Genomic DNA, 23,493 nt, shown 5'->3' with positions numbered 1-23,493 from the left:
GTGCTGGTGCGGCTCAGCCGGTGAAGGTGCCGGAGTGGACCGACTCCCAGGCGCCGTTCTTGACGGCGTAGACGGTGAGCTGCTTGTTGGTGGCGTCGCCGAACTCGTCGAAGGAGACCTTGCCGGTCACACCGTCGAAGGAGACGTTTTGCATGGCCGCGGTGACCTTGGCGCGGGCGTCGTCGGGCAGCTTGCCGCCGTTGTCCTCGACGACCTTCTTGACGGCCTCGATGACGGCCCAGGCGGAGTCGTAGGAGTAGCCGCCGTAGGCGGAGTACTCGTCCTTGTAGCCCGCTGCCTTGTAGTCGGCCACGAACTGCTTGGCGGAGTCGAGGGTCTCGACGGGCGCGCCGACGGAGGTGGAGAGGTCACCGTCGCTGTCGGAGCCGGCCAGTTCGATGAACTTGTCGTCCTTGATGCCGTCGCCGCCGATCAGCGGGACCTTGGCGCCGGCAGCCTTGATCTGCTTGCTGAGCGGGCCGGCCTGCGGGTACTCGCCGCCGTAGTAGACGACGTCGGCGCCGGAGTTCTTCACCTTGGTGGCGACCGCGGAGAAGTCCTTGCTCTCGGGGTTGATGTGCTCGGTGCCGACGACCTTGCCGCCGAGCTTCTTGAACTCCTCGGTGAAGGTTCCGGCCAGGCCCGCACCGTAGGTCTTCTTGTCGTCGATGACGAAGACCTTCTTCTTCTTGGCCTCGTTGTAGAGGTACTGCGCGGCGAACGGGCCCTGGATGGCGTCGGTGGTCGCGGTGCGGAAGTACGACTTGTACTGGCGGACCTTCTTGTTGCGCCAGTCTGCGCCCTGGGTGAGGCCGGGGCCGGTGTTGGCGGGGGAGACCTGGACGAGGTGGGCGTCGTCGAGGACCTTCTGCATGCCCTCGGCCACGGACGAGTTCAGGGGGCCGACAACGCCGAGTACGGACTTGTCCGCGACGAATTTGGTGGCGTTCTGCTGGCCCACGGAGGCCTGGATCTGGTCGTCCAGAGCCTGGACCTTGAAGGTGACGCCCTTGACGAAGTTCTGCTTGTTGGCCGTCTTGGCGGCCAGGTCGGCGGAGTTCTTGATGCCGAGGCCCATGGCGGACAGGCCGCCGGTCAACGGAGCGTCGACGCCGATGGTGACAACGGTGCCACCCTTGCCGGAGTCCGAACCCTTGTCGTCTCCGCCCCGGGAGCCGCAGGCGGTGAGGGTGAGTGCTCCCGCTGCCAGTGCTGCGGTAACGGCGATGAGTGAACGTTGACGCACGATCAGTCCTTTCCCTGGCACGGCCCTCCCCCCTGGAAGTAGCCGAGTCGAACGCAGGGCCGAACTGACATTCAGGCCACGCGGTGACTGGCCGTGACTCTAAGCGCGTGCGGGGAATGTGGAGGAGGGTCTGACCAAGGCTGTGACTCTCTTGTTATGACACGAGGTAATGCAGAGCGGTACTTGGTGGGTGGAACAGTGGAATTCCGGCGGATTCGTCGCGTCCACATTGTGAGAACTCGCAGGACTCGTGGGGCCAAGTTCAGGTGCATGAGGGGTTTTTGCTGATTACTTTGCATGGTTGCCGCAGGCGACGTGCAGGGCGCCCGAGAGGTCGTGCGCATAGCGCGCCCCGAGGATGAAGCCGTGCGTCTCCTTTGCGCGCGCATTACGCAGAGTTAGATCCAGGAAAGGGAGCCCGGCGTTCTCAGGTGTTTTTCCGCATTCCGTCACATGTGCGTTGATGATGATCTTGCGGGAAGAACCCGCTTTTGTGCGGAAAGGGAGCCCCGGGGTCGTGGTCAGGGACAGCCCGGCGTAGGGCTGGGTCAGCCGGGTCACGGTGACGGGCGGGCCGGAACGCACGCTCAGCCGCACGGAGAAGCTGAAGCTCCTGGCCGGGGCGTCGCGCGGGGTGGCCTCGGGGTGCAGATAGACGACGGTGGTCACCTGGGAGGGGTACGCCGGGGCCGACGGGGCCGGCGGCGGAGGTGTCTGAGGGCGGGTGGCGTAGAGGTAGCCGCTGCCGGCGAGCAGGAGGGTGGCCGCAGCGGCCGTGAGCACGACCCGGCGGGAGCGGCCGTGGAGCCGTGGCGGACGCCTGCGCGGAGGTCCGCCGGCCGGCGGCAGGTCCGGGACGGGGGCGTCCCAGACGTGTGTGCCGTCGCCCGGCTCGACGGGGCCGATGCCGCTCATCGCCGGTGGCCCTGGCCCGGGCCGTCGGTGCCCCGGCGGCCGGCACCGCCGCGCGTCCCGTGCGGAAGGCTCCGCGCGGGCGATGTGTCGGCGGGGCGGCCCTGCGGGGGTGCGGCCGTGACGGGGGCCCGCGCGCCGATTCCGCTCCGGCCGGAGCCTGCGTACGGGGTCGCCGACGCCCCCGCGAACCGGGATTCGAGCGCCGTCACCGCGGTGCGGAGCGCTCCTTCCGCTGCCATGTCCTGACGCTAGGCCCACCGGGAGCGCGCGGACAACGGTGCGGCGGGGGCCGGTTCGGCACCCCGCCCCCGGCCGTGCGCATCTGCGCCGGTGTGCACGGCCGGGACGAGAGGACCCAGGGCGTGTTTCGGAACACGCCCTAGTTGCCGGAGTTCGCCTCGCGCAGCAGGCAGGTCAGGCGGGCGCTGCACACCCGCTTGCCCTCCTCGTCGCTGATCACGATCTCGTAGGTCGCGGTCGAACGGCCCCGGTGGACGGGGGTGGCGACGCCGGTGACCAGACCGGAGCGCACCCCGCGGTGGTGGGTGCAGTTGAGGTCGACACCCACCGCGATCTTGGAGCTTCCGCCGTGCAGCATGGCGCCGATGGAGCCGAGGGTCTCGGCGAGGACAGCGGAGGCGCCGCCGTGCAGCAGCCCGTACGGCTGGGTGTTGCCCTCCACCGGCATGGTGCCCACGACCCGCTCCGCGGAGGCCTCGACGATCTGGACGCCCATGCGGGTGCCGAGGTGCCCGGCGGAGAAGAGGGCGGGCAGATCGACGCCGAGTGCGGCGTACTCGTCGAGGACTTCCTGAGGGAACTTCACGGTGTGCTGTTCGCCCATGGGGTACTGCTCCGTTCGTGGTGTCCGGTCACTCGCCTCTGGCTGAGCGGGCGCTCAGTCGGTCGTCGATTGTTCCAGGCGGACCACGACGGACTTGCTGGCGGGGGTGTTGCTGGTGTCGGCGGTGGCGTCCAGCGGGACCAGGACGTTGGTCTCCGGGTAGTAGGCGGCCGCGCAGCCCCGTGCGGTGGGGTAGTGCACCACGCGGAAACCGGGCGCGCGCCGCTCGACGCCGTCCTTCCACTCGCCGACCAGATCGACATGGGAACCGTCGGCCACGCCCAGTGCCCGCGCGTCCTCGGGGTTCACCAGCACCACCCGGCGGCCGTTCCTGATGCCGCGGTAGCGGTCGTCGAGGCCGTAGATGGTGGTGTTGTACTGGTCGTGCGAGCGCAGGGTCTGCAGCAGCAGCCGCCCCTCGGGCAGTTCGGGGTATTCCACGGGGGCCGCCGTGAAGTTGGCCTTGCCGGTGGCGGTGGGGAAGCGGCGCTCGTCGCGGGGCGCGTGGGGCAGCGCGAAGCCGCCGGGGCGGGCGACCCGCCGGTTGAAGTCCTCGAAGCCGGGGATCACGCGGGCGATGCGCTCCCGGACGGCCGAGTAGTCCCGCTCGAACTCCTCCCAGGGGACCCGGCTGTCCGTGCCGAGCACCCGGCGGGCCAGCCGGCACACGATGGACGGCTCGGACAGCAGCTGCGGGCTCGCGGGCTCCAGCCGGCCGCGGGAGGCGTGCACCATGCCCATGGAGTCCTCGACGGTCACGAACTGTTCGCCGCCGTCCTGCAGATCGCGCTCGGTGCGGCCGAGGGTGGGCAGGATCAGGGCGCGGGCGCCGGTGACGGTGTGCGAGCGGTTCAGCTTGGTCGACACATGCACGGTGAGCCGGGCGCGGCGCATCGCGGCCTCGGTGACCTCGGTGTCGGGGGAGGCGGAGACGAAGTTGCCGCCCATCGCGAAGAAGACCTTCGCCTCGCCGTCGCGCAGGGCGCGGATGGCCCGTACGACGTCATAGCCGTGCTCGCGCGGCGGGGCGAAGCCGAACTCCTTCTCCAGGGCGTCCAGGAAGGCGGGCGCGGGGCGTTCGAAGATGCCCATGGTGCGGTCGCCCTGCACATTGGAGTGGCCGCGCACCGGGCAGACGCCCGCGCCGGGCCGGCCGATGTTGCCGCGCAGCAGCAGGAAGTTGACGATCTCGCGGATGGTGGGGACGGAGTGCTTGTGCTGGGTGAGGCCCATGGCCCAGCAGACGATGGTGCGCCGGGAGGCGAGAACCATCCGCAGGGCCTCGTCGATCTTCTCGCGGGTGAGGCCGGTCGCCGTGAGGGTCTCGTGCCAGTCGGCGGCGCGGGCGGTCTCGGCGAACTCCTCGAAGCCATGGGTGTGTTCGCGGACGAACTCCTCGTCGACCGCGCCCTCGGTCTCCAGGACCAGCTTGTTGAGGAGGCGGAAAAGTGCCTGGTCGCCGCCGATGCGGATCTGCAGGAACAGATCGGTCAGGGCGGCGCCCTTGAGCATGCCCTGGGGGGTCTGCGGGTTCTTGAAGCGCTCCAGGCCCGCCTCGGGCAGCGGATTGACACTGATGATCTTCGCGCCGCCCGCCTTGGCCTTCTCCAGGGCGGAGAGCATGCGCGGGTGGTTGGTGCCCGGGTTCTGCCCGGCGACGATGATCAGGTCCGCCTGGTAGAGGTCCTCCAGCAGGACGCTGCCCTTGCCGATGCCGATGGTCTCGGTGAGGGCGGAGCCGGAGGACTCATGGCACAGGTTCGAGCAGTCGGGCAGGTTGTTGGTGCCCAGCTCGCGGGCGAAGAGCTGGTAGAGGAACGCGGCCTCGTTGCTGGTGCGGCCCGAGGTGTAGAAGACGGCCTCGTCGGGGGAGGCGAGCGCGGTCATCTCCTCGGCGATGATGTCGAAGGCGCGCTCCCAGCCGACCGGCTCGTAGTGTTCCGCACCCTCGGGGAGATACATGGGGTGCGTCAGCCGCCCCTGCTGCCCCAGCCAGTAGCCGCTGCGCTCGGCGAGGTCGGCGACGGGGTGGGCGGCGAAGAACTCCGGGGTGACCCGGCGCCGGGTGGCCTCCTCGGCGACCGCCTTGGCGCCGTTCTCGCAGAACTCCGCGGTGTGCCGGTGGTCGCCCTCGGGCCAGGCGCAGCCCGGGCAGTCGAAGCCGTCCTTCTGGTTGACGCGCAGCAGGGTGAGCGCGGTGCGGCGCACGCCCATCTGCTGCTGGGCGATCCGCAGGGTGTGTCCGATGGCCGGCAGCCCCGCCGCCGCGTGCTTCGGCTCGGTGACCCGCGGCGCGTCCTGGACCGGGTCACCCTTGGGCGGTTTGCTGGCCATCTCCGACCTCCCCTTCGTGTACAGGTGTGAGATACGTCTCCGATCCTCGCACGGGGTGCCGACAATGACGGCGCCCGGTCATGCACGGGACGAGGACAGTGCTTGCGGGGGCAGCGGACCGGGGGTGCGGGCGCCGGGGCGGGGTGCGCGGGGCGTCGGGCAGCGGGGGACGGGTCGTGGTGGCCGCGGGACCTTCGGGGGCGCTCGTGGGCGGGGCCGGGTGTCAGTGGCTCGTGGCAGGATCGGGGACGTGGCAGATTCAGCATCGAAGAAGACCGAGAAGACCTCCGCAGGCCGCCCGCGGCTGATGCTCATGGACGGGCACTCGCTGGCCTACCGCGCGTTCTTCGCGCTGCCCGCGGAGAACTTCACGACCGCGACGGGCCAGCCGACGAACGCGATCTACGGCTTTGCGTCGATGCTGGCGAACACGCTGCGTGACGAGGCGCCCACGCACTTCGCGGTGGCGTTCGACGTGTCCCGCAAGACCTGGCGCTCCGAGGAGTTCACGGAGTACAAGGCGAACCGTTCGAAGACCCCGGACGAGTTCAAGGGTCAGGTCGAGCTGATCGGCGAGCTGCTGGACGCGATGCACGCCCGGCGTTTCGCGGTCGAGGGGTTCGAGGCGGACGACATCATCGCCACGCTCGCCACCCAGGCCGAGGCCGAGGGCTTCGAGGTGCTGATCGTCACCGGCGACCGTGACTCCTTCCAGCTGGTCACCGAGCACACCACGGTGCTGTACCCGACGAAGGGCGTCTCGGAGCTGACCCGGTTCACCCCGGAGAAGGTCGTCGAGAAGTACGGGCTGACGCCGGCGCAGTACCCGGACTTCGCGGCGCTGCGCGGCGACCCGTCGGACAATCTGCCCGGCATCCCGGGTGTCGGCGAGAAGACCGCCGCGAAGTGGATCAACCAGTTCGGTTCGTTCGCGGAGTTGGTCGAGCGGGTCGAGGAGGTCAAGGGCAAGGCCGGGCAGAATCTGCGCGACCATCTGGAGTCGGTGAAGCTCAACCGCCGGCTCACGGAGCTGGAGCGGCAGGTGGAGCTGGAGCGGACCGTCGCCGACCTGGAGCGCGCCCCGTACGACCGCACCTCCGTCACCATGATCCTGGACACCCTGGAGATCAGGAACCCCTCGCTGCGGGAGCGGCTCTTCGCCGTGGACCCGGGGGCGGAGGAGGCCGAGGGGACCCCGGTCGTGGCGGACGGCGTGGAGCTGGACGGCGCGGTGCTGGGCGCGGGGGAGCTGAAGCCGTGGCTCGCCGAGCACGGCGGGCAGGTCCTCGGCCTGGCCACGGTCGACTCCTGGGGGCTGGGTGCGGGCGCGGTGGCCGAGGTGGCGCTGGCCACGGCCGACGGCCCGGCGGCCTGGTTCGATCCGGCACAGCTGGACGAGGCGGACGAGAAGGCGTTCGCGGCCTGGCTCGCCGACCCGGCGAGGCCCAAGGTGCTGCACAACGCCAAGGGCGCGATGCGGGTCTTCCCCGAGCACGGCTGGTCCGTGGAGGGCGTGGCCATGGACACCGCCCTCGCCGCGTATCTGGTGAAGCCGGGCCGCCGCAGTTTCGCCCTGGACGCGCTGTCGCTGGAGTATCTGGGCCGGGAGCTGGCGCCGGCGGCCACCGCCGACGGGCAGCTCGCCTTCGGCACGGACGACGATGCCGAGGCCGACGCCCTGATGATCCAGGCCCGCACGATCCTCGATCTCGGCCAGGCGTTCGAGGAGAGGCTGGGGGAGGTCGGCGCGGCGGATCTGCTGCGGGACATGGAGCTGCCCGTCTCCGTGCTGCTGGCCCGGATGGAGCGCCATGGCATCGCCGCGGACCGGGCCCATCTGGAGGCCATGGAGCAGATGTTCGCGGGCGCCGTCCAGCAGGCGGTGAAGGAGGCGCACGAGGCGGCGGGGCACGAGTTCAACCTGGGCTCGCCCAAGCAGCTCCAGGAGGTGCTGTTCGGCGAGCTGGGTCTGCCGAGGACGAAGAAGACCAAGACGGGTTACACCACGGACGCGGACGCGCTGGCGTGGCTGGCGACCCAGACCGACAACGAGCTGCCGGTGATCATGCTGCGTCACCGTGAGCAGGCGAAGCTGCGGGTGACCGTCGAGGGCCTGATGAAGACGGTCGCGGCGGACGGCCGGATCCACACCACGTTCAACCAGACGGTCGCGGCGACCGGCCGGCTGTCCTCGACCGACCCGAATCTGCAGAACATCCCGGTGCGCACGGACGAGGGCAGGGCGATCCGCCGCGGCTTCGTGGTCGGCGAGGGCTTCGAGTCCCTGATGACGGCGGACTACAGCCAGATCGAACTGCGGGTGATGGCCCATCTGTCGGAGGACGAGGGCCTGATCCGGGCGTTCACCTCCGGCGAGGACCTGCACACCACCGTCGCCTCCCAGGTGTTCGGTGTCGCCCGCGACGCGGTGGACGCGGAGATGCGCCGCAAGATCAAGGCGATGTCGTACGGACTGGCCTACGGTCTGTCGGCGTTCGGCCTGTCCCAGCAGCTGAACATCGAGGCCGCGGAGGCGCGAGCCCTGATGGACACCTACTTCGAGCGGTTCGGCGGGGTGCGGGACTATCTGCGCCGCGTGGTGGACGAGGCGCGCGCCACCGGTTACACCGAGACCCTCTTCGGCCGCCGCCGCTATCTCCCCGACCTGAACAGCGACAACCGTCAGCGCCGGGAGATGGCGGAGCGCATGGCGCTGAACGCCCCGATCCAGGGCACGGCCGCGGACATCGTCAAGATCGCCATGCTGAATGTGGACCGGGCGCTGGGCGAGGCCGGTCTCACCTCCCGGATGCTGCTCCAGGTCCATGACGAAATCGTGCTGGAGATCGCCCCGGGCGAGCGGGAGAAGACGGAGGAGCTGGTCCGCCGCGAGATGGCGGGAGCGGTGCGGTTGAAGGCGCCCCTGGATGTGTCGGTGGGCGTCGGCGGGGACTGGGAGTCGGCGGCCCACTGAAGGGTCCGGGGCGGTCTTCCTCGCCCCGGGGCCCGGGCCCGGTCCGACGTGCTGCCGTCCTTGTCAGTGGGACGGTGACCGGACCGGTTCCGGCGCCGAGGCCGCAGGGGCGGTGGGGGCCGGGCGCCACATCCTGACGGCGGCCGTGTACAGCGCGAGTCCCACGACAAGGCCCGTACCCGCCCCGAAACACACCGTCGGTATCAGTTCCCAGGGCTTCGCGGACGCTCCCCAGTAGGACCACCACCGGTGCGCCCGATGCACCGCGGCCGCCGTCGCGCATCCGCCGATCACCGTGGCCGCCAGCAGGCGGTCCGCCCGGGACAGCGCGGGCACCCGCGCGGCGACGGCGGGTGCGCCGGAGGGCATCCGCCGCAGCGCCGTCGCGACGAACACCGCGATCACCACCGCCGCGGCGGCCGAACTCCCGTACTGCAGGTACCAGTACAGCGGCGCACCCGCGAACTCCTGTCCCAGCACCGGGAACAGGTGTATGCCCCAGCGGCCGGGATGGGTGAAGGCGTCCCACACCACATGCGTCGAGGCGCCGAGCACCGCCGAGACGTACCACCACAGGGCCGGACCCGACGCGACCTCGCGCGGTGGTGTGCCGCAGCGCAGCAGCGCCGCCACCCGCCCCTGCCCCGCCCGTGGGAGCAGTGCCACCAGCGGCTCCCGCAGCAACTGCCAGAGGCCCACCAGCGTCCAGGCGATGAGCACATCGACCGTGAACACCCCGGGGAGGGAGTGGGTGACCGCACCGAACTCCATCGCCCCGGGCACCACGCTCGCCGCGTAATAGGTCACATCGGGCGCGAACGACCCGGCGAGGAGGACCGCGGGCACCAGCCGTCCCCGGCCGGAACCGTCCCGGCGTACGGCGGGCAGCACCCCGGCTGCATGGCTGAGGGTGAACGGCACATCTGCTCCCCGTGCGGTGGTCCGCCGGGCCTGCCCCCGGCGACAGGAGGGTCCAGTATGAGGGGCGTCGGAAAGAGGCCGGGCGTTCCGGCCGGGTCTCCGCTCCCGGACAGGGCCGCGGATGACCAATGAGTGACAAGCCTCCGCCCGCTTATGACCAACGGGTGAAGACCGGGCACCAACCGATGTCCGGGTGGCGGAAGTTGTCGTAGGGTCATCTGGGCGCCGAGCCGGGCGCGTGGTCGAATACGTACACGACCGCAACGGGGCACACGGGGTCGTCGACGGGAGGGGTCACTCAATGGCGGCGCATTTCGGCAGCAGGCTGCGCAAGGGTGCGGCGAACACTGCCGTGGCAGCGGTCGCGGTCGCGGCCATGGCCGCGTCCCAGGCTCCGGGAACGGCCGCCGAGAGCGGACGGGGCGTCGACTCCCAGTCCGCCTCCGACACCGACGCCCACGGCACCGGCGAGGACAGCGCCACCGGCAACAGCCTCTACTACACCGATCTTCCGCCGCTCAACAGCCCCGTCGAGTCGTCCGCTCCGAGCGCCGGCCCCACCACGGGCACCAGCGGCACCACCGGCGACTCCGAGTCGGGCATACCCGCCACGGTCCTGGACGCCTACCAGAAGGCCGCGGCCGAGATCCGGCAGTCCAAGCCGGGCTGCAATCTGCCCTGGGAACTCCTCGCCGCCATCGGCAAGGTGGAGTCCGGTCATGCGAGCGGCGGCCGGGTCGACGCGGAGGGCACCACCTACTCGAAGATCCTCGGCCCGGCGCTCGACGGCAACGGCTTCGCGCTGATCAAGGACACCGACAACGGCCTCTACGACGGCGACTCCACCTACGACCGTGCCGTCGGGCCCATGCAGTTCATCCCCTCGACCTGGGCATGGGCGGGCCGCGACGGCAACGGGGACGGCGTCAAGGACCCCAACAACGTCTACGACGCCGCGCTCGCCGCCGGCCACTACCTCTGCCGCTTCGACCGTGACCTGTCGGTCCAGTCGGACATGAACGCGGCGGTCCTCGGCTACAACAACTCGCAGGCCTATCTGAGCACGGTCCTGTCCTGGTACGACTACTACCGCAAGGACGCCCACTCGATCCCGGACGGCACCGGCACGCTGCCCTCGCACCGCAGCGACGAAGGCTCCACCCCGAGCCCCGCCCCCACCTCCGGTCCGGCGAAGAAGCCCGGCAAGTCCCCGAGCGGCAACAAGCCGGGCAGTGGCAGCAGCCCCGGCGCCGACCCCACGCCCTCTCAGCCGTCCAGGCCGACGCCCACGCCGACGCCGACCCCCACCGACACCGTGGACCACCTGACGGACGGGGGCACGGGCGAGCTCTCCGCCATGGCGGGCGACACCTTCGGCCGCAAGGTCGTGGTGAAGGCCGTCACCGAGACCGGCAAGGCCGTGCCGGGGGTCCGGGTGCGGTTCCTGATCAGCGGCGACACCGACGCCGCCTTCTCCGGCGGCGAGATCGTGGCGACCGCCGTCACCGACAGCACGGGCAAGGCCACCGCGCCCGCGCTCGTCGCCGGTGAGAAGACCGGTTATTTCCAGGTCCGCGCCCTCGTGGTGGGCCGCACCGTGAGCGGCGTCGACTATCCGGCCACCGTGACCGAGCGCCGGGCCGACACGCTGGTCCGCGTCGGCGACGCCCCGCCGGCCTGCGTCCCGGGCGGGGAGTTCGCCGGGCAGATCGTGGTGAAGGCCACCTACCAGGGGGCCGTCGCGGACGGCGTCGCCGCCACCGCGACCCTCGTCAAGGCGGCCGACAACCCGTCCGAGGCTGGCTCGGGCCCCTACTTCAAGGACGCCGCAGGCAACGTCGTACGCACCCTCACGGGCCTGCGGACCGACGCGGGCGGCCTGTTGAGCCTGCCGAAGCTGTACGCCGACGACACCGCCGGCACGTTCCTGCTCCGGATCACCACCGCGGGCGGCGCGACGGTGACGGTCGAACTCCAGGTGGAGGCGGCCACCCCGTCGCCCACCCCGTCGCCCACCCCGTCCTCCAGCCCGTCGTCCGACGGCGCCTCGTAGCGCCGCCCGGAGGTCCAGGGGCGGCGGTCGGCTTCGGCCATGGACGCCGAGGCGGTCGGGACCATCACGGTGTCGGCGACCGGGCCGGCCAGCGTCGGCGGGGCGGCCCGGTGGCCGGTGACGGCGACGGTGGTCCGGTTGATCCGTGGGAAGGCCCGGCCCATGAGGTCGCCGTCGAGGACGGGCGCCCCGAGCCGGGCGGCGGCGAGCACGGCGGCGACCGCGTTCAGCCCGCCGATGTCGATCACGCCGACCGCGGCGAGCCCCCCCGCCGAGGTGGCCGGCCCACGGTCTCCACGGTCGGCGCGAGGTCGCGGGGCGCGAGCAGTCGTCCGACGAGCACATCGCCCGCACGGCACGGTCCGCCGCTCGTGCGTCCGGGGGCGGCCGGGTCCGGGGAGCCGGGGGCCGGTCAGCGCCTGAGCCGGGCGTTGGTGTGCCGGGTCGGCTCCGCACCCGCCGGGTCCTCGGGCCACGGGTGCTTGGGATAGCGGCCCCGCAGCTCCGCCCGTACCGCCCGGTAGCCGTCCCTCCAGAAGGAGGCGAGGTCGGCGGTGACGGCGGCGGGCCGCCCGGCGGGGGAGAGCAGATGCACCAGGAGCGGCACACCGGCGACCGTGGGTGACCTCTGGAGCCCGAACAACTCCTGGAGTTTCACCGCGAGCACGGGACGCTCGGGGTCCTCGTAGTCGATCCGGATCCTGGAGCCGCTCGGCACGGTGATCCGCTCGGGGGCGAGCTCGTCCAGCCGGGCCGCGTCGCCGGTGGACCAGGGCAGCAGCCGGGCTAGGGCCTCCCCGGCGTCGATCCGCGCGAGATCGGCCCGCCGCCGGGCCCGGCTCAGCTCCGGCTCCAGCCAGTCGTCGGGGCGTGCGTGCAGCGCCTCGTCCGAGACGTCCGGCCAGGGCTCCCCCAGATGCAGCCGCAGAAAGGCGAGCCTTCGGCGCAGCAGACGGGCGTCGGGGGACCAGCGCAGCAGTTCGAGCCCGTCCTCCCGCAGCCCCTCCAGAAGGGCTTCCCGTACCGGGGCGGGCGCGGGCTCCCGCAACGGCCGCACCGTCAGCTCCACGGCCCCGAGCCGTTCGACCTCACGGGCGACGACCTCCCCGTCGGCCCAGTGGACCTCCTCCCGCACGGTGTGCAGCGCGGCGGAGGCCCGGCGCGCCACGTCCTCGTCCACGACGGCGGCGAGCCGCACCCGGGCGTGCACCGATCCGACGGGCCGGTCGGCGACGGCGACGGCGAGCCAGGGGGCGCCGCGCAGCCTCGACCCGTCCGCCGGTTCGGCGCGGGTGCCGTTCACCATCAGGAAGGAGCCGCCGTCGGACCGTGCGAGCCGCTCGGGGAAGGCGAGGGCCGCGACCAGCCCCACCACCTGATCGTCCTGTGCCCCCGCCGCCCTGTCCGCGCCGGCGGAGCCCGCCTCGCCTGCCGCCGCCCGCAGCCGCCGTGTCTCCTCCCGCCAGCGGGCCGCATAGGCGTCGCCCCCGCGCCGGGCCGTCCGCCATGCCGCCGACAGATCGTCCCCGTACTCCCGCGGGGGCTCCTCGCTCAGCAGGGCGACCACCTCGGCGGCACGGTCGACACCGATCTCGGGGGCCGCGTCCAGCAGGGCCCGGGCCAGCCGGGGATGCAGGCCGAGCCGGGACATCCGGGTGCCGCGTTCCGTGGCCCGTCCCGCCGTGTCCACCGCGTCGATCGCCGTCAGTACCGACCGTGCCGCCGCCATCGCCCCCGCCGGCGGTGCGTCCAGGAGGGCGAGGCCGGAGGCGTCCGGGTCTCCCCAGCACGCGGTCCCCAGGGCGAAGGCCGTCAGATCGGCCAGCTTGATCTCCGGCGCCGGGAAGCGGGGCAGCCGCCCGTCCTCCGCCTCGGACCAGCAGCGGTACACCCGTCCCGGAGCCTCACGTCCCGCCCGGCCCGCGCGCTGCCGCCCGGTGGCCTGCGAGGCCCGTACCGTCGTCAGGGCGCTCAGCCCGCGCGCATGGTCGACCCGCGGCTCCCGCGCAAGACCGGAGTCGACGACCGCCCGCACCCCGGGCACGGTCAGCGACGACTCCGCCACGGCCGTCGCCAGGACCACCCGGCGCCCGGTGCCGGCGGACAGCACCGCGTCCTGCACGGCCGCCGGGGCCCGTCCGTGCACCTGAAGCACCTCGACCCCGCCGCCCAGGTCCCTCAGCTGCGCGGCCACGCGTGCGATCTCCCCGACACCGGGCAGGAAACACAGCACGTCCCCCGCGCACTCGGCGAGCGCCCGCCGCACCACCGACGCCACATGGCTCAGCAGCGCCGGGTCCACGCGCATCCCGTGCGGGGGCCGGACGGGACGCGTCGGGGCCCCTCCGGCGCGCGGTCCCGGGGGAGGCGCCCACACCACCTCGACGGGATGGGACACGCCCTCCGCCTCGACCACCGGTGCCCCGCCCAGCAGGCGGGCCCAGCCCTCCGCGTCCGTCGTCGCGGAGGCCGCCACCAGCCGCAGCTCCGGGCGCAGGGCCGCCCGTACGTCGAGCAGGAAGGCGGCGGCCGTATCGGCGTCCAGATGCCGTTCGTGGCACTCGTCGAGCACGACCACGTCGACGCCCGCCAGCTCCTGGTCCCGCTGCAACCGCTGGAGCAGCACCCCGGTCGTGACGACCTCCACACGGGTGCGCGGCCCCCTCACCCGCTCCCCTCGCACGGTGTGCCCGACGCTCTCGCCGGGCCTCTCCCCGAGCAGCCAGGCCATCCGCCGCGCCGCGGCCCGTGCGGCGATCCGCCGGGGCTCGGCGACCACCACACGGCGCGCCGGTCCGCCGCCCACCAGCCCGGCGAGGACCAGCGGCACCAGGGTGGTCTTACCGGTACCGGGCGGCGCGCACAGCACCGCGACACCGTGTGCGTCCAGCGCGTCCCGGAGCGCGGGAAGCGCGGAACGGACGGGGAGGCGGTCGAGGGCGTCATGGCGGATCACCGCACCAGTGTTCCAGGCACGCCCCTTCCGGCCGGATGCCCGGCGGGGGCCGCCTGCCCCGGCGCCGAAGCCGCCGGGGCAGGCCGGAGTCGCCCGTCAGTCCCGTTCGCAGACGAAGATCGCCGTGCCCGGGATCAGTGCGCCCCGCAGGGGTGACCAGCCGCCCCACTCCGAGGTGTTCCAGTCGGGCCACTCCGGTTCGACCAGGTCGACGAGCCGGAAGCCGGACGCCACGACGTCCCGCACCCGGTCGCCCAGGGTCCGGTGGTGTTCGACGTACACCGCCCGGCCCTCGTCGTCCTGCTCGACGTACGGCGTGCGGTCGAAGTAGGAGGTCGCCACCGACAGCCCCTCGGGGCCCGGCTCGTCGGGGAAGGCCCAGCGGATGGGGTGCGTGACCGAGAAGACGAGACGGCCGCCGGGGCGCAGCACCCGGTGCAGCTCGCGCAGGACCAGGACCGGGTCCGCGACGAAGGGCAGCGCCCCGTAGGCGGAGCACGCCAGGTCGAAGGAGCCGTCCCGGAAGGGCAGGGTGCCCGCGTCCGCCTGGACGAGGGGGAAGGCCCCGCCGATGCGGAGGGCGTGCTGGAGCTGGCGGTGGGAGAGGTCGAGGGCCACCGGGTGTGCGCCCTGACCGGCCAGCCAGCGCGAACACTGGGCCGCGCCGGCGCCGATCTCCAGGACGTCCTTGCCCTTGAGGTCCTCCGGCGCGCCGAGCAGCCCGGCCTCGATCTCGTCGAGCCCCTCGGGGCACCAGACGAAGCGGGCGTCGCCGAGGAAGGTGCCGTGTTCGATCTGATACTCGTCCGCGTTCCGGTCCCACCAGCCCCGGTTGGCCCGGGAACTCTCCGTGACGCCCGCGGCGCGGCGGGTGGCTTCCGGTTCGGACTGTTCGGGCTCTTGGATGGTGGGCTCCCTCGTCGTACTCTTCGTATTCTTCCGTCCCGGCCCCGCCTCGGCGGGGTCACGGAGGGCGTGTGCCGGGCCCGCGTGACTCGGGCGTTGTCCGGCATATGGGTGGCGTCGCGTGGCGTCTTGTGCCGGGAATGCGGCGATCCGCCCCGGCTGTGCGCCTTCGCGCATTGACCCTGTCCGGCTGCCCCCGTATGCTACAAGTTGCGCTGCGGGCCTGCGCGCCTCAGACGGAGCAGGCTGCGCTCGCATCTGTTGTATGTCCCCTCGGTTGTCGAGGCGTCATAGGTCACTTCGTGTCTCTGTGTGGCGCTTCCTTGGCTGTCCGGCTTCTTCAGAGCGAAACGGGCTCCCGGCGCAACGCAGTACCTACGACTCAATGTCCGTACCGGAGCCCTTTCCCACATGACGAGCAGCACCGAGACCACCGCCACCACCCCGCAGGTAGCGGTCAACGACATCGGTAACGAGGAAGCCTTCCTCGCCGCGATCGACGAGACGATCAAGTACTTCAACGACGGCGACATCGTCGACGGCGTCATCGTGAAGGTCGACCGGGACGAGGTCCTGCTCGACATCGGTTACAAGACCGAAGGTGTCATCCCGAGCCGCGAGCTCTCGATCAAGCACGACGTCGACCCGAACGAGGTCGTGGCCGTCGGCGACGAGATCGAGGCCCTGGTTCTCCAGAAGGAGGACAAGGAAGGCCGCCTGATCCTCTCGAAGAAGCGCGCCCAGTACGAGCGTGCCTGGGGCACCATCGAGAAGATCAAGGAAGAGGACGGCATCGTCACCGGTACCGTCATCGAGGTCGTCAAGGGTGGCCTCATCCTCGACATCGGCCTCCGCGGCTTCCTCCCGGCCTCCCTGGTCGAGATGCGCCGGGTCCGCGACCTCCAGCCGTACGTCGGCAAGGAGCTCGAGGCCAAGATCATCGAGCTGGACAAGAACCGCAACAACGTGGTCCTGTCCCGCCGTGCCTGGCTGGAGCAGACCCAGTCCGAGGTCCGCCAGACGTTCCTCACGACCCTGCAGAAGGGTCAGGTCCGGTCCGGTGTGGTCTCCTCGATCGTCAACTTCGGTGCCTTCGTGGACCTGGGTGGCGTCGACGGCCTGGTGCACGTCTCCGAGCTGTCCTGGAAGCACATCGACCACCCGTCCGAGGTCGTCGAGGTGGGCCAGGAGGTCACCGTCGAGGTCCTGGACGTCGACATGGACCGCGAGCGTGTCTCCCTGTCGCTGAAGGCGACCCAGGAAGACCCGTGGCAGCAGTTCGCCCGCACCCACCAGATCGGCCAGGTCGTGCCCGGCAAGGTCACGAAGCTGGTTCCGTTCGGTGCGTTCGTCCGCGTGGACGAGGGCATCGAGGGTCTGGTCCACATCTCCGAGCTGGCCGAGCGCCACGTGGAGATCCCGGAGCAGGTCGTCCAGGTCAACGACGAGATCTTCGTCAAGGTCATCGACATCGACCTCGAGCGCCGTCGCATCAGCCTCTCGCTGAAGCAGGCCAACGAGTCCTTCGGTGCCGACCCGTCCGCGGTCGAGTTCGACCCGACCCTGTACGGCATGGCCGCGTCCTACGACGACCAGGGCAACTACATCTACCCCGAGGGCTTCGACCCCGAGACCAACGACTGGCTCGAGGGCTACGAGACCCAGCGCGAGGCGTGGGAGCACCAGTACGCCGAGGCGCAGTCCCGCTTCGAGCAGCACCAGGCGCAGGTCATCAAGTCCCGCGAGGCCGACGCCGCTGCCGCCGCCGAGGGTGGCGAGGCCGCCGCTCCGGCCGCGTCCGGCGGTTCGTACTCCTCCGAGGGTGGCGACAACTCCGGCGCCCTCGCCTCGGACGAGGCCCTGGCGGCCCTGCGTGAGAAGCTGGCCGGCGGCCAGAGCTGAATCGGCCACGGCCCGCCGGGCCGGAGCTGATCGCCTGCTGAGGCCCAGCCGCTGACCGAAGGCCCGCACCCCCAGGGGGTGCGGGCCTTCGGCGTTGCCCATGCCCCGGCCGGTGACCGACCGTGCGCTGCCGGGGTACGGTCGGGAATGACCGTGCCCCGGCCCCTGTTGTGCAGTACGGACACAAGGAGGAGCGGTCTACAGTGCTTGATCCGCAGGGTTTGTACGCATGGGAGCCGAAGGGCCTGGCCGTCGTCGACATGGCGCTCGCCCAGGAGTCGGCCGGCCTGGTCATGCTCTATCACTTCGACGGCTACATCGATGCGGGCGACACCGGCGAGCAGATCGTCGACCGGCTCCTCGACACGCTGCCCCATCAGGTCGTGGCCCGCTTCGACCACGACCGGCTCGTGGACTACCGCGCCCGTCGGCCGCTGCTCACCTTCCGGCGTGACCGCTGGACCGAGTACGAGGAGCCCACCATCGAGGTGCGCCTGGTCCAGGACGCCACCGGGGCACCGTTCCTGCTGCTGTCCGGGCCCGAGCCGGACGTCGAGTGGGAGCGCTTCACCCTGGCCGTCCGGCAGATCGTGGAACGGCTCGGCGTGCGCCTCTCCGTGAACTTCCACGGCATCCCGATGGGCGTCCCGCACACCCGCCCGGTGGGCCTCACCCCGCACGGCAACCGCAGCGAACTCGTCCCGGGCCACCTCAGCCCCTTCGAGGAGGCCCAGGTCCCCGGCAGCGCCGCCGCCCTGATCGAATACCGGCTGATGGAGGCCGGGCATGACGTCCTGGGAGTCGCCGCGCACGTTCCGCACTACATCGCCCGCTCCCCGTACCCGGACGCCGCACTGACCGCCCTGGAGGCCGTCACGGCCGCCACCGGGCTCGTGCTGCCGGGTGTCGCGCACTCCCTGCGCACGGACGCCCATCGCACCCAGACGGAGATCGACCGGCAGATCCAGGAGGGCGACGAGGAACTGGTCGCGCTCATCCAGGGCCTCGAGCACCAGTACGACGCCGCCGCGGGCGCCGAGACCCGCGGCAATATGCTCGCCGAGCCCGTGGAGATCCCGTCCGCGGACGAGATCGGGCAGGAGTTCGAGCGTTTTCTGGCGGAACGCGAGGGCGACATCTGATCGGATACGCTCCCGGGTGGCCGCGCCCGCCGGTCCCGCCGCTGCGGGGGCGGTCCGCGGCCGGCCCGACCGGCGGTGTCCGGCGGCGTCGGAGTCGGCAAGTCGTCCCCGCGGCGGGGGCATGAGGGTGGAGGCGCGGTCGTGCTGTCCGTGGGCCTGACCGGCGGAATCGGTGCCGGCAAGAGCGAGGTGTCGCGGCTGCTCGTGGAGTGCGGCGCCGTGCTGATCGACGCCGACCGTATCGCGCGCGAGGTCGTCGCGCCCGGCACGGCGGGACTTGCCGCGGTCGTCGAGGCCTTCGGGGAGGGGATCCTCGGACCGGACGGCGGCCTGGACCGGCCCGCGCTGGGCTCCCTCGTCTTCGCCGACCCGGACAAGCTCGCCGTGCTGAACGCGATCGTGCACCCCCTGGTGGGCGCACGCTCCCGCGAGCTGGAGTCCGCCGCACCCGAGGACGCCGTGGTCGTCCACGACGTCCCGCTCCTCACGGAGAACGGGCTCGCCCCGCGCTACGACCTGGTGATCGTCGTCGATGCGAACCCCGCCACCCAGCTCGACCGCCTCGTCCGGCTGCGCGGCATGACCGAGCAGGACGCACGCGCCCGCATGGCCGCCCAGGCGACCCGAGAGCAGCGCCTGGAGATCGCCGACGTCGTCATCGACAACGACGTCCCCCTGGAGCGGCTGAGGCAGCGTGTCCAGGAGGTGTGGGCGGATCTTTCGGGGAGGGCGCGGCGCTCCCGGGAGCGAACCCCGGGCATCGCCCCCGGGACCTCCGCGGACGGCCCCCAGGAATAGCGCTCGCCGCCGGGAGCGTTGAAGCGAGTCGGCCAGGGAAGGAATCAGCCGTGCCCGAGTTCAGCGATCCGACCGGACGTACTCCGGAGACCCATGTCATCGACTTCCGCGCCGCGGAGCAGCTGCTGGCCGCGCGGGACCCCCGGGGCGCGGTGAAGCTGCTCGACGGCGTGATAGCCGCGCACCCCGAGAACACGGCGGCCCGGCTGCTGCGGGCCCGCGCCTTCTTCGCCGCCGCGCAACTGCGACCCGCCGAGCTGGAGTTCAGCATCGTGCTGGAGCGCGAGCCGGACAACGCGTACGCGCACTTCGCACTGGCCCGCACCTATGAGCGCCAGGCACGGCCGGAGCAGGCCCTGCGGCACTTCCGGCTGGCGGCCGCGCTGGACCCGAACCCGCAGTATGTGGAGGCGGCGCGGTTCGACGCGTAGCCGGCGCGATCGCACGCTCCACGGCCGGTACGCCGACCTCCTGCCTCCTGCCTTCTGCCCGTGGGGCACGCCCCCGGGCCGCTAGCGGCGGCGGTGCTCGGGCGGCAGATACGGCGGGATCTCCCGGCCCGGCTGCCAGTGCGGGCCCTGGTGGATATGGCGCACGATCATGGCCAGATCGAGGGCGACGATCAGCCACAGCGCACCGCACGCGGCGGCCCAGCCGGGCTGTTCCAGCAGGGCGAAGACGACCGTTCCCAAGGTCGCCCAGACCAGGCCCCAGACGCTCAGCCAGAAGCGCGCCCGCAGGGCACTGCGCGCTGTCGTCGGTTCACTGCCTGTACGCATCCGGATCACTGCTCCTCTCCTCACACGTACCCCTCGTGCCGCACATCCACCGGGGGGACCGTGATCGGATCAGGAGTTCGCCTCTCGAACGTTCACTCCATCGAGTGACGGAGGGGCGGGAACGGGGTCCGGTGGGCGGCCCGTTGGACGGGCATGAGGGCGAAGACACGGGACGGTTATCAGGGCACGGGCCCCGGCGCGATCACGCCGGACGGCTGCGCGGTCGAGCTGTACGCACGGCTGCCGATCGGGGAGGAGCCGGAGATCATTGCCGCGGCGGTGCCCGCGGGCGCGCACATTCTGGAGCTGGGCTGTGGGGTCGGGCGGATGACTCATCCGCTGCTGGAGCGCGGTTTCACGGTCACCGCGGTCGACGAGTCGCCGGAGATGCTGGAGCGGGTGCGCGGGGCACGCACCCGGTGCTCTCCGATCGAGGATCTCGACCTGGGCGAGAGGTTCGACGTGGTGATGCTCGCCTCCTTCCTCGTGCACGCGGGGGACGCGGAGGTGCGGCGAGGGCTTCTGCGGACCTGCGTCCGGCACCTGGCGGACGACGGGTGCGTGCTGATCCAGCGTGAGGGGGAGGACTACCACACCCGGGTACCGCGTGAGCGGGTCGACCCAGCGGGCTTCACCATACGGATCGCCTCCTCACGGCCCGTCGGTGACGGAGTGCGCGCGGTGCGCGCGGAGTACGAGTTCCCCGACGCGGCCTGGACACAGACCTTTCTGGCCCGCCCGCTGAGCAGGGAGCAGTTCGAGGAGGCGCTCGGAGAGGCGGGGCTGCGGGTGGACCGGTATCTGACCGAGGACCGGATGTGGGTGAGAGCGGTGCGGGCGTAATAGCCGGGGCCGGACGGCTCTCCGTCGAAAAGGCGGCCGGGCGGCGATGAGTCCGGCGACCTGGACGGGTCTACCTCTGTGACAGCACCGCGGTCGTGTGACAGCACCGTGGACAGGTTCCAGCGAGGAGGACCCCATGTCCGAGACCACCGCCACCGGCACCACTGCTTCCATGGAGGGCCGTGATCGTGGCCGTGTCCGGGGCCGTCGTGCGGAGATCGCTCTGCGGTCCCTGCAGATCGTGCTGGCGCTCTTCTACGGCATCGCGAGCGCGCTGCCCAAGCTGATCGCGCATCCGTCGGCCGTCGAGTCCTTCGACACGATCGGCTGGGGAAGCGCGGCGATGTATCTCATCGGCGCACTGGAGCTGGCCGGTGCGGTGGCGCTGCTGGTCCCGGTGCTGTCGTCGGTCGCGGCGGTGGCGCTGTCCGCCCTGATGGTGGGCGCCTTCATCGTCCAGCTCACCTCCTTCGACGGTGAGAACGCGGCGACCCCGCTGATCCTGATGGTTCCGCTGATCCTGATCGCCTGGGCCCGACGCCACCGCACGGCGGACTTGGCGCGCCTGCTGCCCCGCCGGGCGTGACGACGCCCGCGGACCAGGTGGGGCGTGCCGGGGGGCGCCGGGTGCACCGAGGAATCCCGAGCGCACCGAGCGCACCGAGCGCACCGAGTGTCCCGAGGACACCGGGACGGAGCAGGCCCCTCCCCGTCCCGCGCTCAGTGCTTGCCCGAGCCGCCCCGGCTGCCCGGTCGGCCCCGGGTTCCGGACCCGCGACGGCTGCCGGAGGGGCCTGGAGCCCCATGACCGTCACCGAAGCCACCGCCCGGGCTCCGCAGGCGCTCCATCTCACGGCGGTCGCGCTTGGTGGGGCGACCGGCGCCGCGGTCGCGGATGCCCGCCGGGGCCACGGCATCCCGCGGCGGCGGGGGCGGGCTGTTGTCGACATAGCACTGGACGGCCACCGGGGCCCCGACCCGCTTGCGGATCAGACGCTTCACCACGACGATCCGCTCCCGGCCCTCATGGCGCAGCCGCACCTCGTCACCGACGCGCACGGCGTACGCGGGCTTCACCCGCTCACCGTTCACCCGCACATGACCGCCCCGGCAAGCGGTGGCGCCCATCGAGCGGGTCTTGACGAGCCTTACGGACCAGATCCAGCTGTCGATGCGCACACTTTCGTCGGCCGACGGGCCCGCCGCCTCCGCAGCGGCCAGCGCGGCGGCCGTCTTCGCGTCCGACGGCTTCTCCCCGGTGGGCTTCGGGTCGCCGCTGCCGGGCGACCCGACCGCCTCGCCCTCCCCGGCTGCCCGGTGTTCCCCGGCCGTGACGGACTCCCACCGGTCCTCCGCGCGCTTTCCGCCCGCCGCGGATTCCTGGCCGGTCCCGCCCGTCCTGCCACCGTTCCCCACTACAGAAGCCATGTCCCGACCCTAGTCCTTCGGGCCCGCACGACCCGACGGCTTTTCCGCCCGGGGCCCGAGAGCGGCCTCCGCCCTGGAAGGCATCGCGGTGGCCCTACCGTGGAGAGATGGACGGCAAGGGCCTCACCGGGCTGGACGAGCGGATCACGGGCTGCCGTGCCTGCCCGCGCCTGGTCGCATGGCGCGAGGAGGTGGCACGTACCAAGCGGGCCGCCTTCGCCGACTGGACGTACTGGGGACGGCCGGTACCGGGCTTCGGGCCTCCGGACGCACGGCTGCTGGTGGTCGGTCTCGCCCCCGCGGCCCACGGCGGCAACCGCACCGGACGCATGTTCACCGGGGACCGGTCCGGGGATGTGCTGTTTGCGGCACTGCACGCCGTGGGTCTGGCCTCACAGCCCACCTCGGTGTCCGCCGACGACGGCCTGGAACTGTACGGCGTGCGGGTCACCGCGCCGGTGCACTGTGCGCCGCCCGGCAACAAGCCGACGCCCCAGGAACGGGACACCTGCCGACCCTGGCTGGTACAGGAGCTGCGGCTGCTGCGGCCGTCACTGCGGTCCGTGGTCGCTCTGGGCGGCTTCGCCTGGCAGTCCACCCTGACCGCGCTCGCGGAGGCGGGCCGCCCCGTGCCCCGGCCCCGCCCCGCCTTCGGCCACGGCGCCCGGGTTCCGCTGGACGGGCTGGAGCTCTTCGGCTGCTTCCACGTCAGCCAGCGCAACACCTTCACCGGCCTGCTCACCCCCCGGATGCTGCGGGACGTACTGCGCACGGCGGCCGACGCCGCGGGCCTCCCGACCCACCCGGAACCACACCCGCCCGGACCGTGACACGGAGCGATACCGCGACAGGGACCACCCGCGTCCCGGACCGACCGCGCCCGAGGCACCACGCCCGAGACACCGCGACCCCGAGACACCGCGACGCCCCGTTGCCGTGACCGGCGTCAGGCGTCCTCAGCGTCGGTCGGTACGACGGCCGTCGCCGTGATCTCCACGAGCTGTCCGGTGTAGCCGAGACAGGCCACCCCGAGGAGGGTCGACGCATGCGGCCCGTCGCTGAGGCCCGAGGCCCGGACCACGTCCCACACCGCGGAGAGCACCGCCGGATCCTGGCTCACGACATACACGTCCGTCGACACGACATGGGCCAGGTCGCTGCCGACCGCGCGCACCTGCTCGCGGAGGTTGGCGAGCACCTGCTCGGCCTGGCGCACGGGATCGCCCGCGCCGACGAGCCGCCCTTCGGAGTCGAGAGGCACGGACCCGGCGAGGAACGCGAGCCGGGTGCCCGCCTCCACGACGGACGCATGGGCGTAGCCGGGCGGCGGGAAGAGGGTGGGGACGAGGACGCGCTTCAGCATGGGGCCTCCAGGACGGGAGTGGGACCGGCACGGTGGCCTGGGCGTCCTCCCGCTCCCGTCCCCGGGATCTCAACGTACCGTCCGGTCAG

19 protein-coding genes and 1 pseudogene are annotated in these 23,493 nt (G+C 72.1%); 9 read left to right on the top strand and 11 right to left on the bottom strand.

Features of this window, described 5'->3' with window-relative positions; all coding sequences use genetic code 11:
• Nucleotides 1-13: 13 nt before the first annotated feature.
• The 4 genes from CP978_RS09715 to CP978_RS09700 form a co-directional block, all read right to left on the bottom strand.
• Complete coding sequence (locus CP978_RS09715) at nucleotides 14-1,246, bottom strand: branched-chain amino acid ABC transporter substrate-binding protein (protein ID WP_043439432.1); 1,233 nt, start codon at nucleotides 1,244-1,246, stop codon at nucleotides 14-16.
• 288 nt (nucleotides 1,247-1,534) lie between these two features.
• Nucleotides 1,535-2,161: a hypothetical protein gene (locus CP978_RS09710; protein ID WP_043439430.1), complete on the bottom strand. Its 627-nt coding sequence runs from the start codon at nucleotides 2,159-2,161 to the stop codon at nucleotides 1,535-1,537.
• A gap of 379 nt (nucleotides 2,162-2,540) precedes the next feature.
• Nucleotides 2,541-3,005 carry a PaaI family thioesterase gene (locus tag CP978_RS09705; protein WP_043439428.1) on the bottom strand — a complete coding sequence of 155 codons (465 nt, stop codon included), beginning with the start codon at nucleotides 3,003-3,005 and terminating at the stop codon, nucleotides 2,541-2,543.
• A 54-nt stretch (nucleotides 3,006-3,059) separates the two neighbouring features.
• Nucleotides 3,060-5,339, bottom strand: coding sequence for an FdhF/YdeP family oxidoreductase (locus CP978_RS09700; RefSeq protein ID WP_043439427.1), 2,280 nt, complete (start codon nucleotides 5,337-5,339; stop codon nucleotides 3,060-3,062).
• A gap of 250 nt (nucleotides 5,340-5,589) precedes the next feature.
• Here CP978_RS09700 and polA point away from each other — a divergent pair, with 250 nt between their 5' ends.
• Nucleotides 5,590-8,313, top strand: coding sequence for a DNA polymerase I (gene polA / locus CP978_RS09695; protein ID WP_043439425.1), 2,724 nt, complete (start codon nucleotides 5,590-5,592; stop codon nucleotides 8,311-8,313).
• Between the two features lie 63 nt (nucleotides 8,314-8,376).
• Here the strand turns inward: polA and CP978_RS09690 are convergent, their stop codons facing one another.
• Nucleotides 8,377-9,234: a DUF4184 family protein gene (locus CP978_RS09690; RefSeq protein WP_043439424.1), complete on the bottom strand. Its 858-nt coding sequence runs from the start codon at nucleotides 9,232-9,234 to the stop codon at nucleotides 8,377-8,379.
• Between the two features lie 301 nt (nucleotides 9,235-9,535).
• Between CP978_RS09690 and CP978_RS09685 the strand changes: the two genes are divergently transcribed.
• Nucleotides 9,536-11,287 (top strand): lytic transglycosylase domain-containing protein, encoded by a 1,752-nt coding sequence (locus CP978_RS09685; protein WP_043439423.1) that lies wholly within the window; start codon nucleotides 9,536-9,538, stop codon nucleotides 11,285-11,287.
• A 71-nt stretch (nucleotides 11,288-11,358) separates the two neighbouring features.
• Here the strand turns inward: CP978_RS09685 and CP978_RS36370 are convergent.
• From CP978_RS36370 to CP978_RS09670, 3 genes and pseudogenes are all read right to left on the bottom strand, one after another.
• Nucleotides 11,359-11,646, bottom strand: a pseudogene (locus CP978_RS36370) (S-methyl thiohydantoin desulfurase domain-containing protein); the annotation flags it as partial.
• 53 nt (nucleotides 11,647-11,699) lie between these two features.
• Nucleotides 11,700-14,243: an ATP-dependent helicase HrpB gene (gene hrpB, locus CP978_RS09675; protein WP_043439422.1), complete on the bottom strand. Its 2,544-nt coding sequence runs from the start codon at nucleotides 14,241-14,243 to the stop codon at nucleotides 11,700-11,702.
• A 96-nt stretch (nucleotides 14,244-14,339) separates the two neighbouring features.
• The gene (locus tag CP978_RS09670; protein WP_079162070.1) at nucleotides 14,340-15,326 is read right to left on the bottom strand and encodes a class I SAM-dependent methyltransferase; all 987 of its coding nucleotides are present in this window, start codon (nucleotides 15,324-15,326) and stop codon (nucleotides 14,340-14,342) included.
• Nucleotides 15,327-15,560: 234 nt separating this feature from the next.
• Between CP978_RS09670 and rpsA the strand changes: the two genes are divergently transcribed.
• From rpsA to CP978_RS09650, 4 genes are all read left to right on the top strand, one after another.
• On the top strand, nucleotides 15,561-17,051 hold the full coding sequence (gene rpsA, locus CP978_RS09665; protein ID WP_043439420.1) for a 30S ribosomal protein S1: 1,491 nt from the start codon (nucleotides 15,561-15,563) through the stop codon (nucleotides 17,049-17,051).
• A gap of 203 nt (nucleotides 17,052-17,254) precedes the next feature.
• Entirely contained in the window at nucleotides 17,255-18,193 is a 939-nt protein-coding gene (locus tag CP978_RS09660) for a PAC2 family protein (protein WP_043439418.1), read from the top strand.
• 141 nt (nucleotides 18,194-18,334) lie between these two features.
• Complete coding sequence (gene coaE / locus CP978_RS09655; RefSeq protein WP_052454069.1) at nucleotides 18,335-18,991, top strand: dephospho-CoA kinase; 657 nt, start codon at nucleotides 18,335-18,337, stop codon at nucleotides 18,989-18,991.
• A 50-nt stretch (nucleotides 18,992-19,041) separates the two neighbouring features.
• Nucleotides 19,042-19,422 carry a tetratricopeptide repeat protein gene (locus tag CP978_RS09650; protein ID WP_043439416.1) on the top strand — a complete coding sequence of 127 codons (381 nt, stop codon included), beginning with the start codon at nucleotides 19,042-19,044 and terminating at the stop codon, nucleotides 19,420-19,422.
• Nucleotides 19,423-19,503: 81 nt separating this feature from the next.
• On the opposite strand, the gene CP978_RS09645 is transcribed toward CP978_RS09650, so the two are convergent.
• On the bottom strand, nucleotides 19,504-19,770 hold the full coding sequence (locus tag CP978_RS09645; protein ID WP_043448331.1) for a DUF6343 family protein: 267 nt from the start codon (nucleotides 19,768-19,770) through the stop codon (nucleotides 19,504-19,506).
• Between the two features lie 153 nt (nucleotides 19,771-19,923).
• Here CP978_RS09645 and CP978_RS09640 point away from each other — a divergent pair, with 153 nt between their 5' ends.
• Complete coding sequence (locus tag CP978_RS09640) at nucleotides 19,924-20,613, top strand: class I SAM-dependent methyltransferase (protein WP_043439414.1); 690 nt, start codon at nucleotides 19,924-19,926, stop codon at nucleotides 20,611-20,613.
• Between the two features lie 136 nt (nucleotides 20,614-20,749).
• A complete protein-coding gene (locus CP978_RS09635; protein ID WP_043439411.1) occupies nucleotides 20,750-21,199 on the top strand; it encodes a DoxX family protein in 450 nt (149 codons plus the stop codon).
• Between the two features lie 134 nt (nucleotides 21,200-21,333).
• Here CP978_RS09635 and CP978_RS09630 read toward each other — a convergent pair whose 3' ends face one another.
• Nucleotides 21,334-22,041: an RNA-binding S4 domain-containing protein gene (locus tag CP978_RS09630; RefSeq protein WP_079162069.1), complete on the bottom strand. Its 708-nt coding sequence runs from the start codon at nucleotides 22,039-22,041 to the stop codon at nucleotides 21,334-21,336.
• 107 nt (nucleotides 22,042-22,148) lie between these two features.
• On the opposite strand from CP978_RS09630, the gene CP978_RS09625 reads away from it, so the two are divergent.
• Complete coding sequence (locus CP978_RS09625; protein ID WP_043439408.1) at nucleotides 22,149-22,871, top strand: uracil-DNA glycosylase; 723 nt, start codon at nucleotides 22,149-22,151, stop codon at nucleotides 22,869-22,871.
• 116 nt (nucleotides 22,872-22,987) lie between these two features.
• On the opposite strand, the gene CP978_RS09620 is transcribed toward CP978_RS09625, so the two are convergent.
• Nucleotides 22,988-23,404 (bottom strand): RidA family protein, encoded by a 417-nt coding sequence (locus CP978_RS09620; protein ID WP_043439405.1) that lies wholly within the window; start codon nucleotides 23,402-23,404, stop codon nucleotides 22,988-22,990.
• Nucleotides 23,405-23,493 lie beyond the last annotated feature (89 nt).

The sequence above is a fragment of the Streptomyces nodosus genome (assembly GCF_008704995.1).
GTDB classification, from domain to species: domain Bacteria; phylum Actinomycetota; class Actinomycetes; order Streptomycetales; family Streptomycetaceae; genus Streptomyces; species Streptomyces nodosus.
This window is presented reverse-complemented; position numbering and strand designations above follow the sequence as displayed.

What these genes read in the sequence shown, in the direction of transcription:
- CP978_RS09710 (WP_043439430.1), bottom strand. Translation starts at nt 2,161, where the DNA reads ATGAGCGGCATCGGCCCCGTCGAGCCGGGCGACGGCACACACGTCTGG.
- CP978_RS09705 (WP_043439428.1), bottom strand. Translation starts at nt 3,005, where the DNA reads ATGGGCGAACAGCACACCGTGAAGTTCCCTCAGGAAGTCCTCGACGAG.
- CP978_RS09700 (WP_043439427.1), bottom strand. Translation starts at nt 5,339, where the DNA reads ATGGCCAGCAAACCGCCCAAGGGTGACCCGGTCCAGGACGCGCCGCGG.
- CP978_RS09685 (WP_043439423.1), top strand. Translation starts at nt 9,536, where the DNA reads ATGGCGGCGCATTTCGGCAGCAGGCTGCGCAAGGGTGCGGCGAACACT.
- CP978_RS09670 (WP_079162070.1), bottom strand. Translation starts at nt 15,326, where the DNA reads ATGCGCGAAGGCGCACAGCCGGGGCGGATCGCCGCATTCCCGGCACAA.
- rpsA (WP_043439420.1), top strand. Translation starts at nt 15,561, where the DNA reads ATGACGAGCAGCACCGAGACCACCGCCACCACCCCGCAGGTAGCGGTC.
- CP978_RS09645 (WP_043448331.1), bottom strand. Translation starts at nt 19,770, where the DNA reads ATGCGTACAGGCAGTGAACCGACGACAGCGCGCAGTGCCCTGCGGGCG.
- CP978_RS09640 (WP_043439414.1), top strand. Translation starts at nt 19,924, where the DNA reads ATGAGGGCGAAGACACGGGACGGTTATCAGGGCACGGGCCCCGGCGCG.
- CP978_RS09635 (WP_043439411.1), top strand. Translation starts at nt 20,750, where the DNA reads ATGTCCGAGACCACCGCCACCGGCACCACTGCTTCCATGGAGGGCCGT.
- CP978_RS09630 (WP_079162069.1), bottom strand. Translation starts at nt 22,041, where the DNA reads ATGGCTTCTGTAGTGGGGAACGGTGGCAGGACGGGCGGGACCGGCCAG.
- CP978_RS09625 (WP_043439408.1), top strand. Translation starts at nt 22,149, where the DNA reads ATGGACGGCAAGGGCCTCACCGGGCTGGACGAGCGGATCACGGGCTGC.
- CP978_RS09620 (WP_043439405.1), bottom strand. Translation starts at nt 23,404, where the DNA reads ATGCTGAAGCGCGTCCTCGTCCCCACCCTCTTCCCGCCGCCCGGCTAC.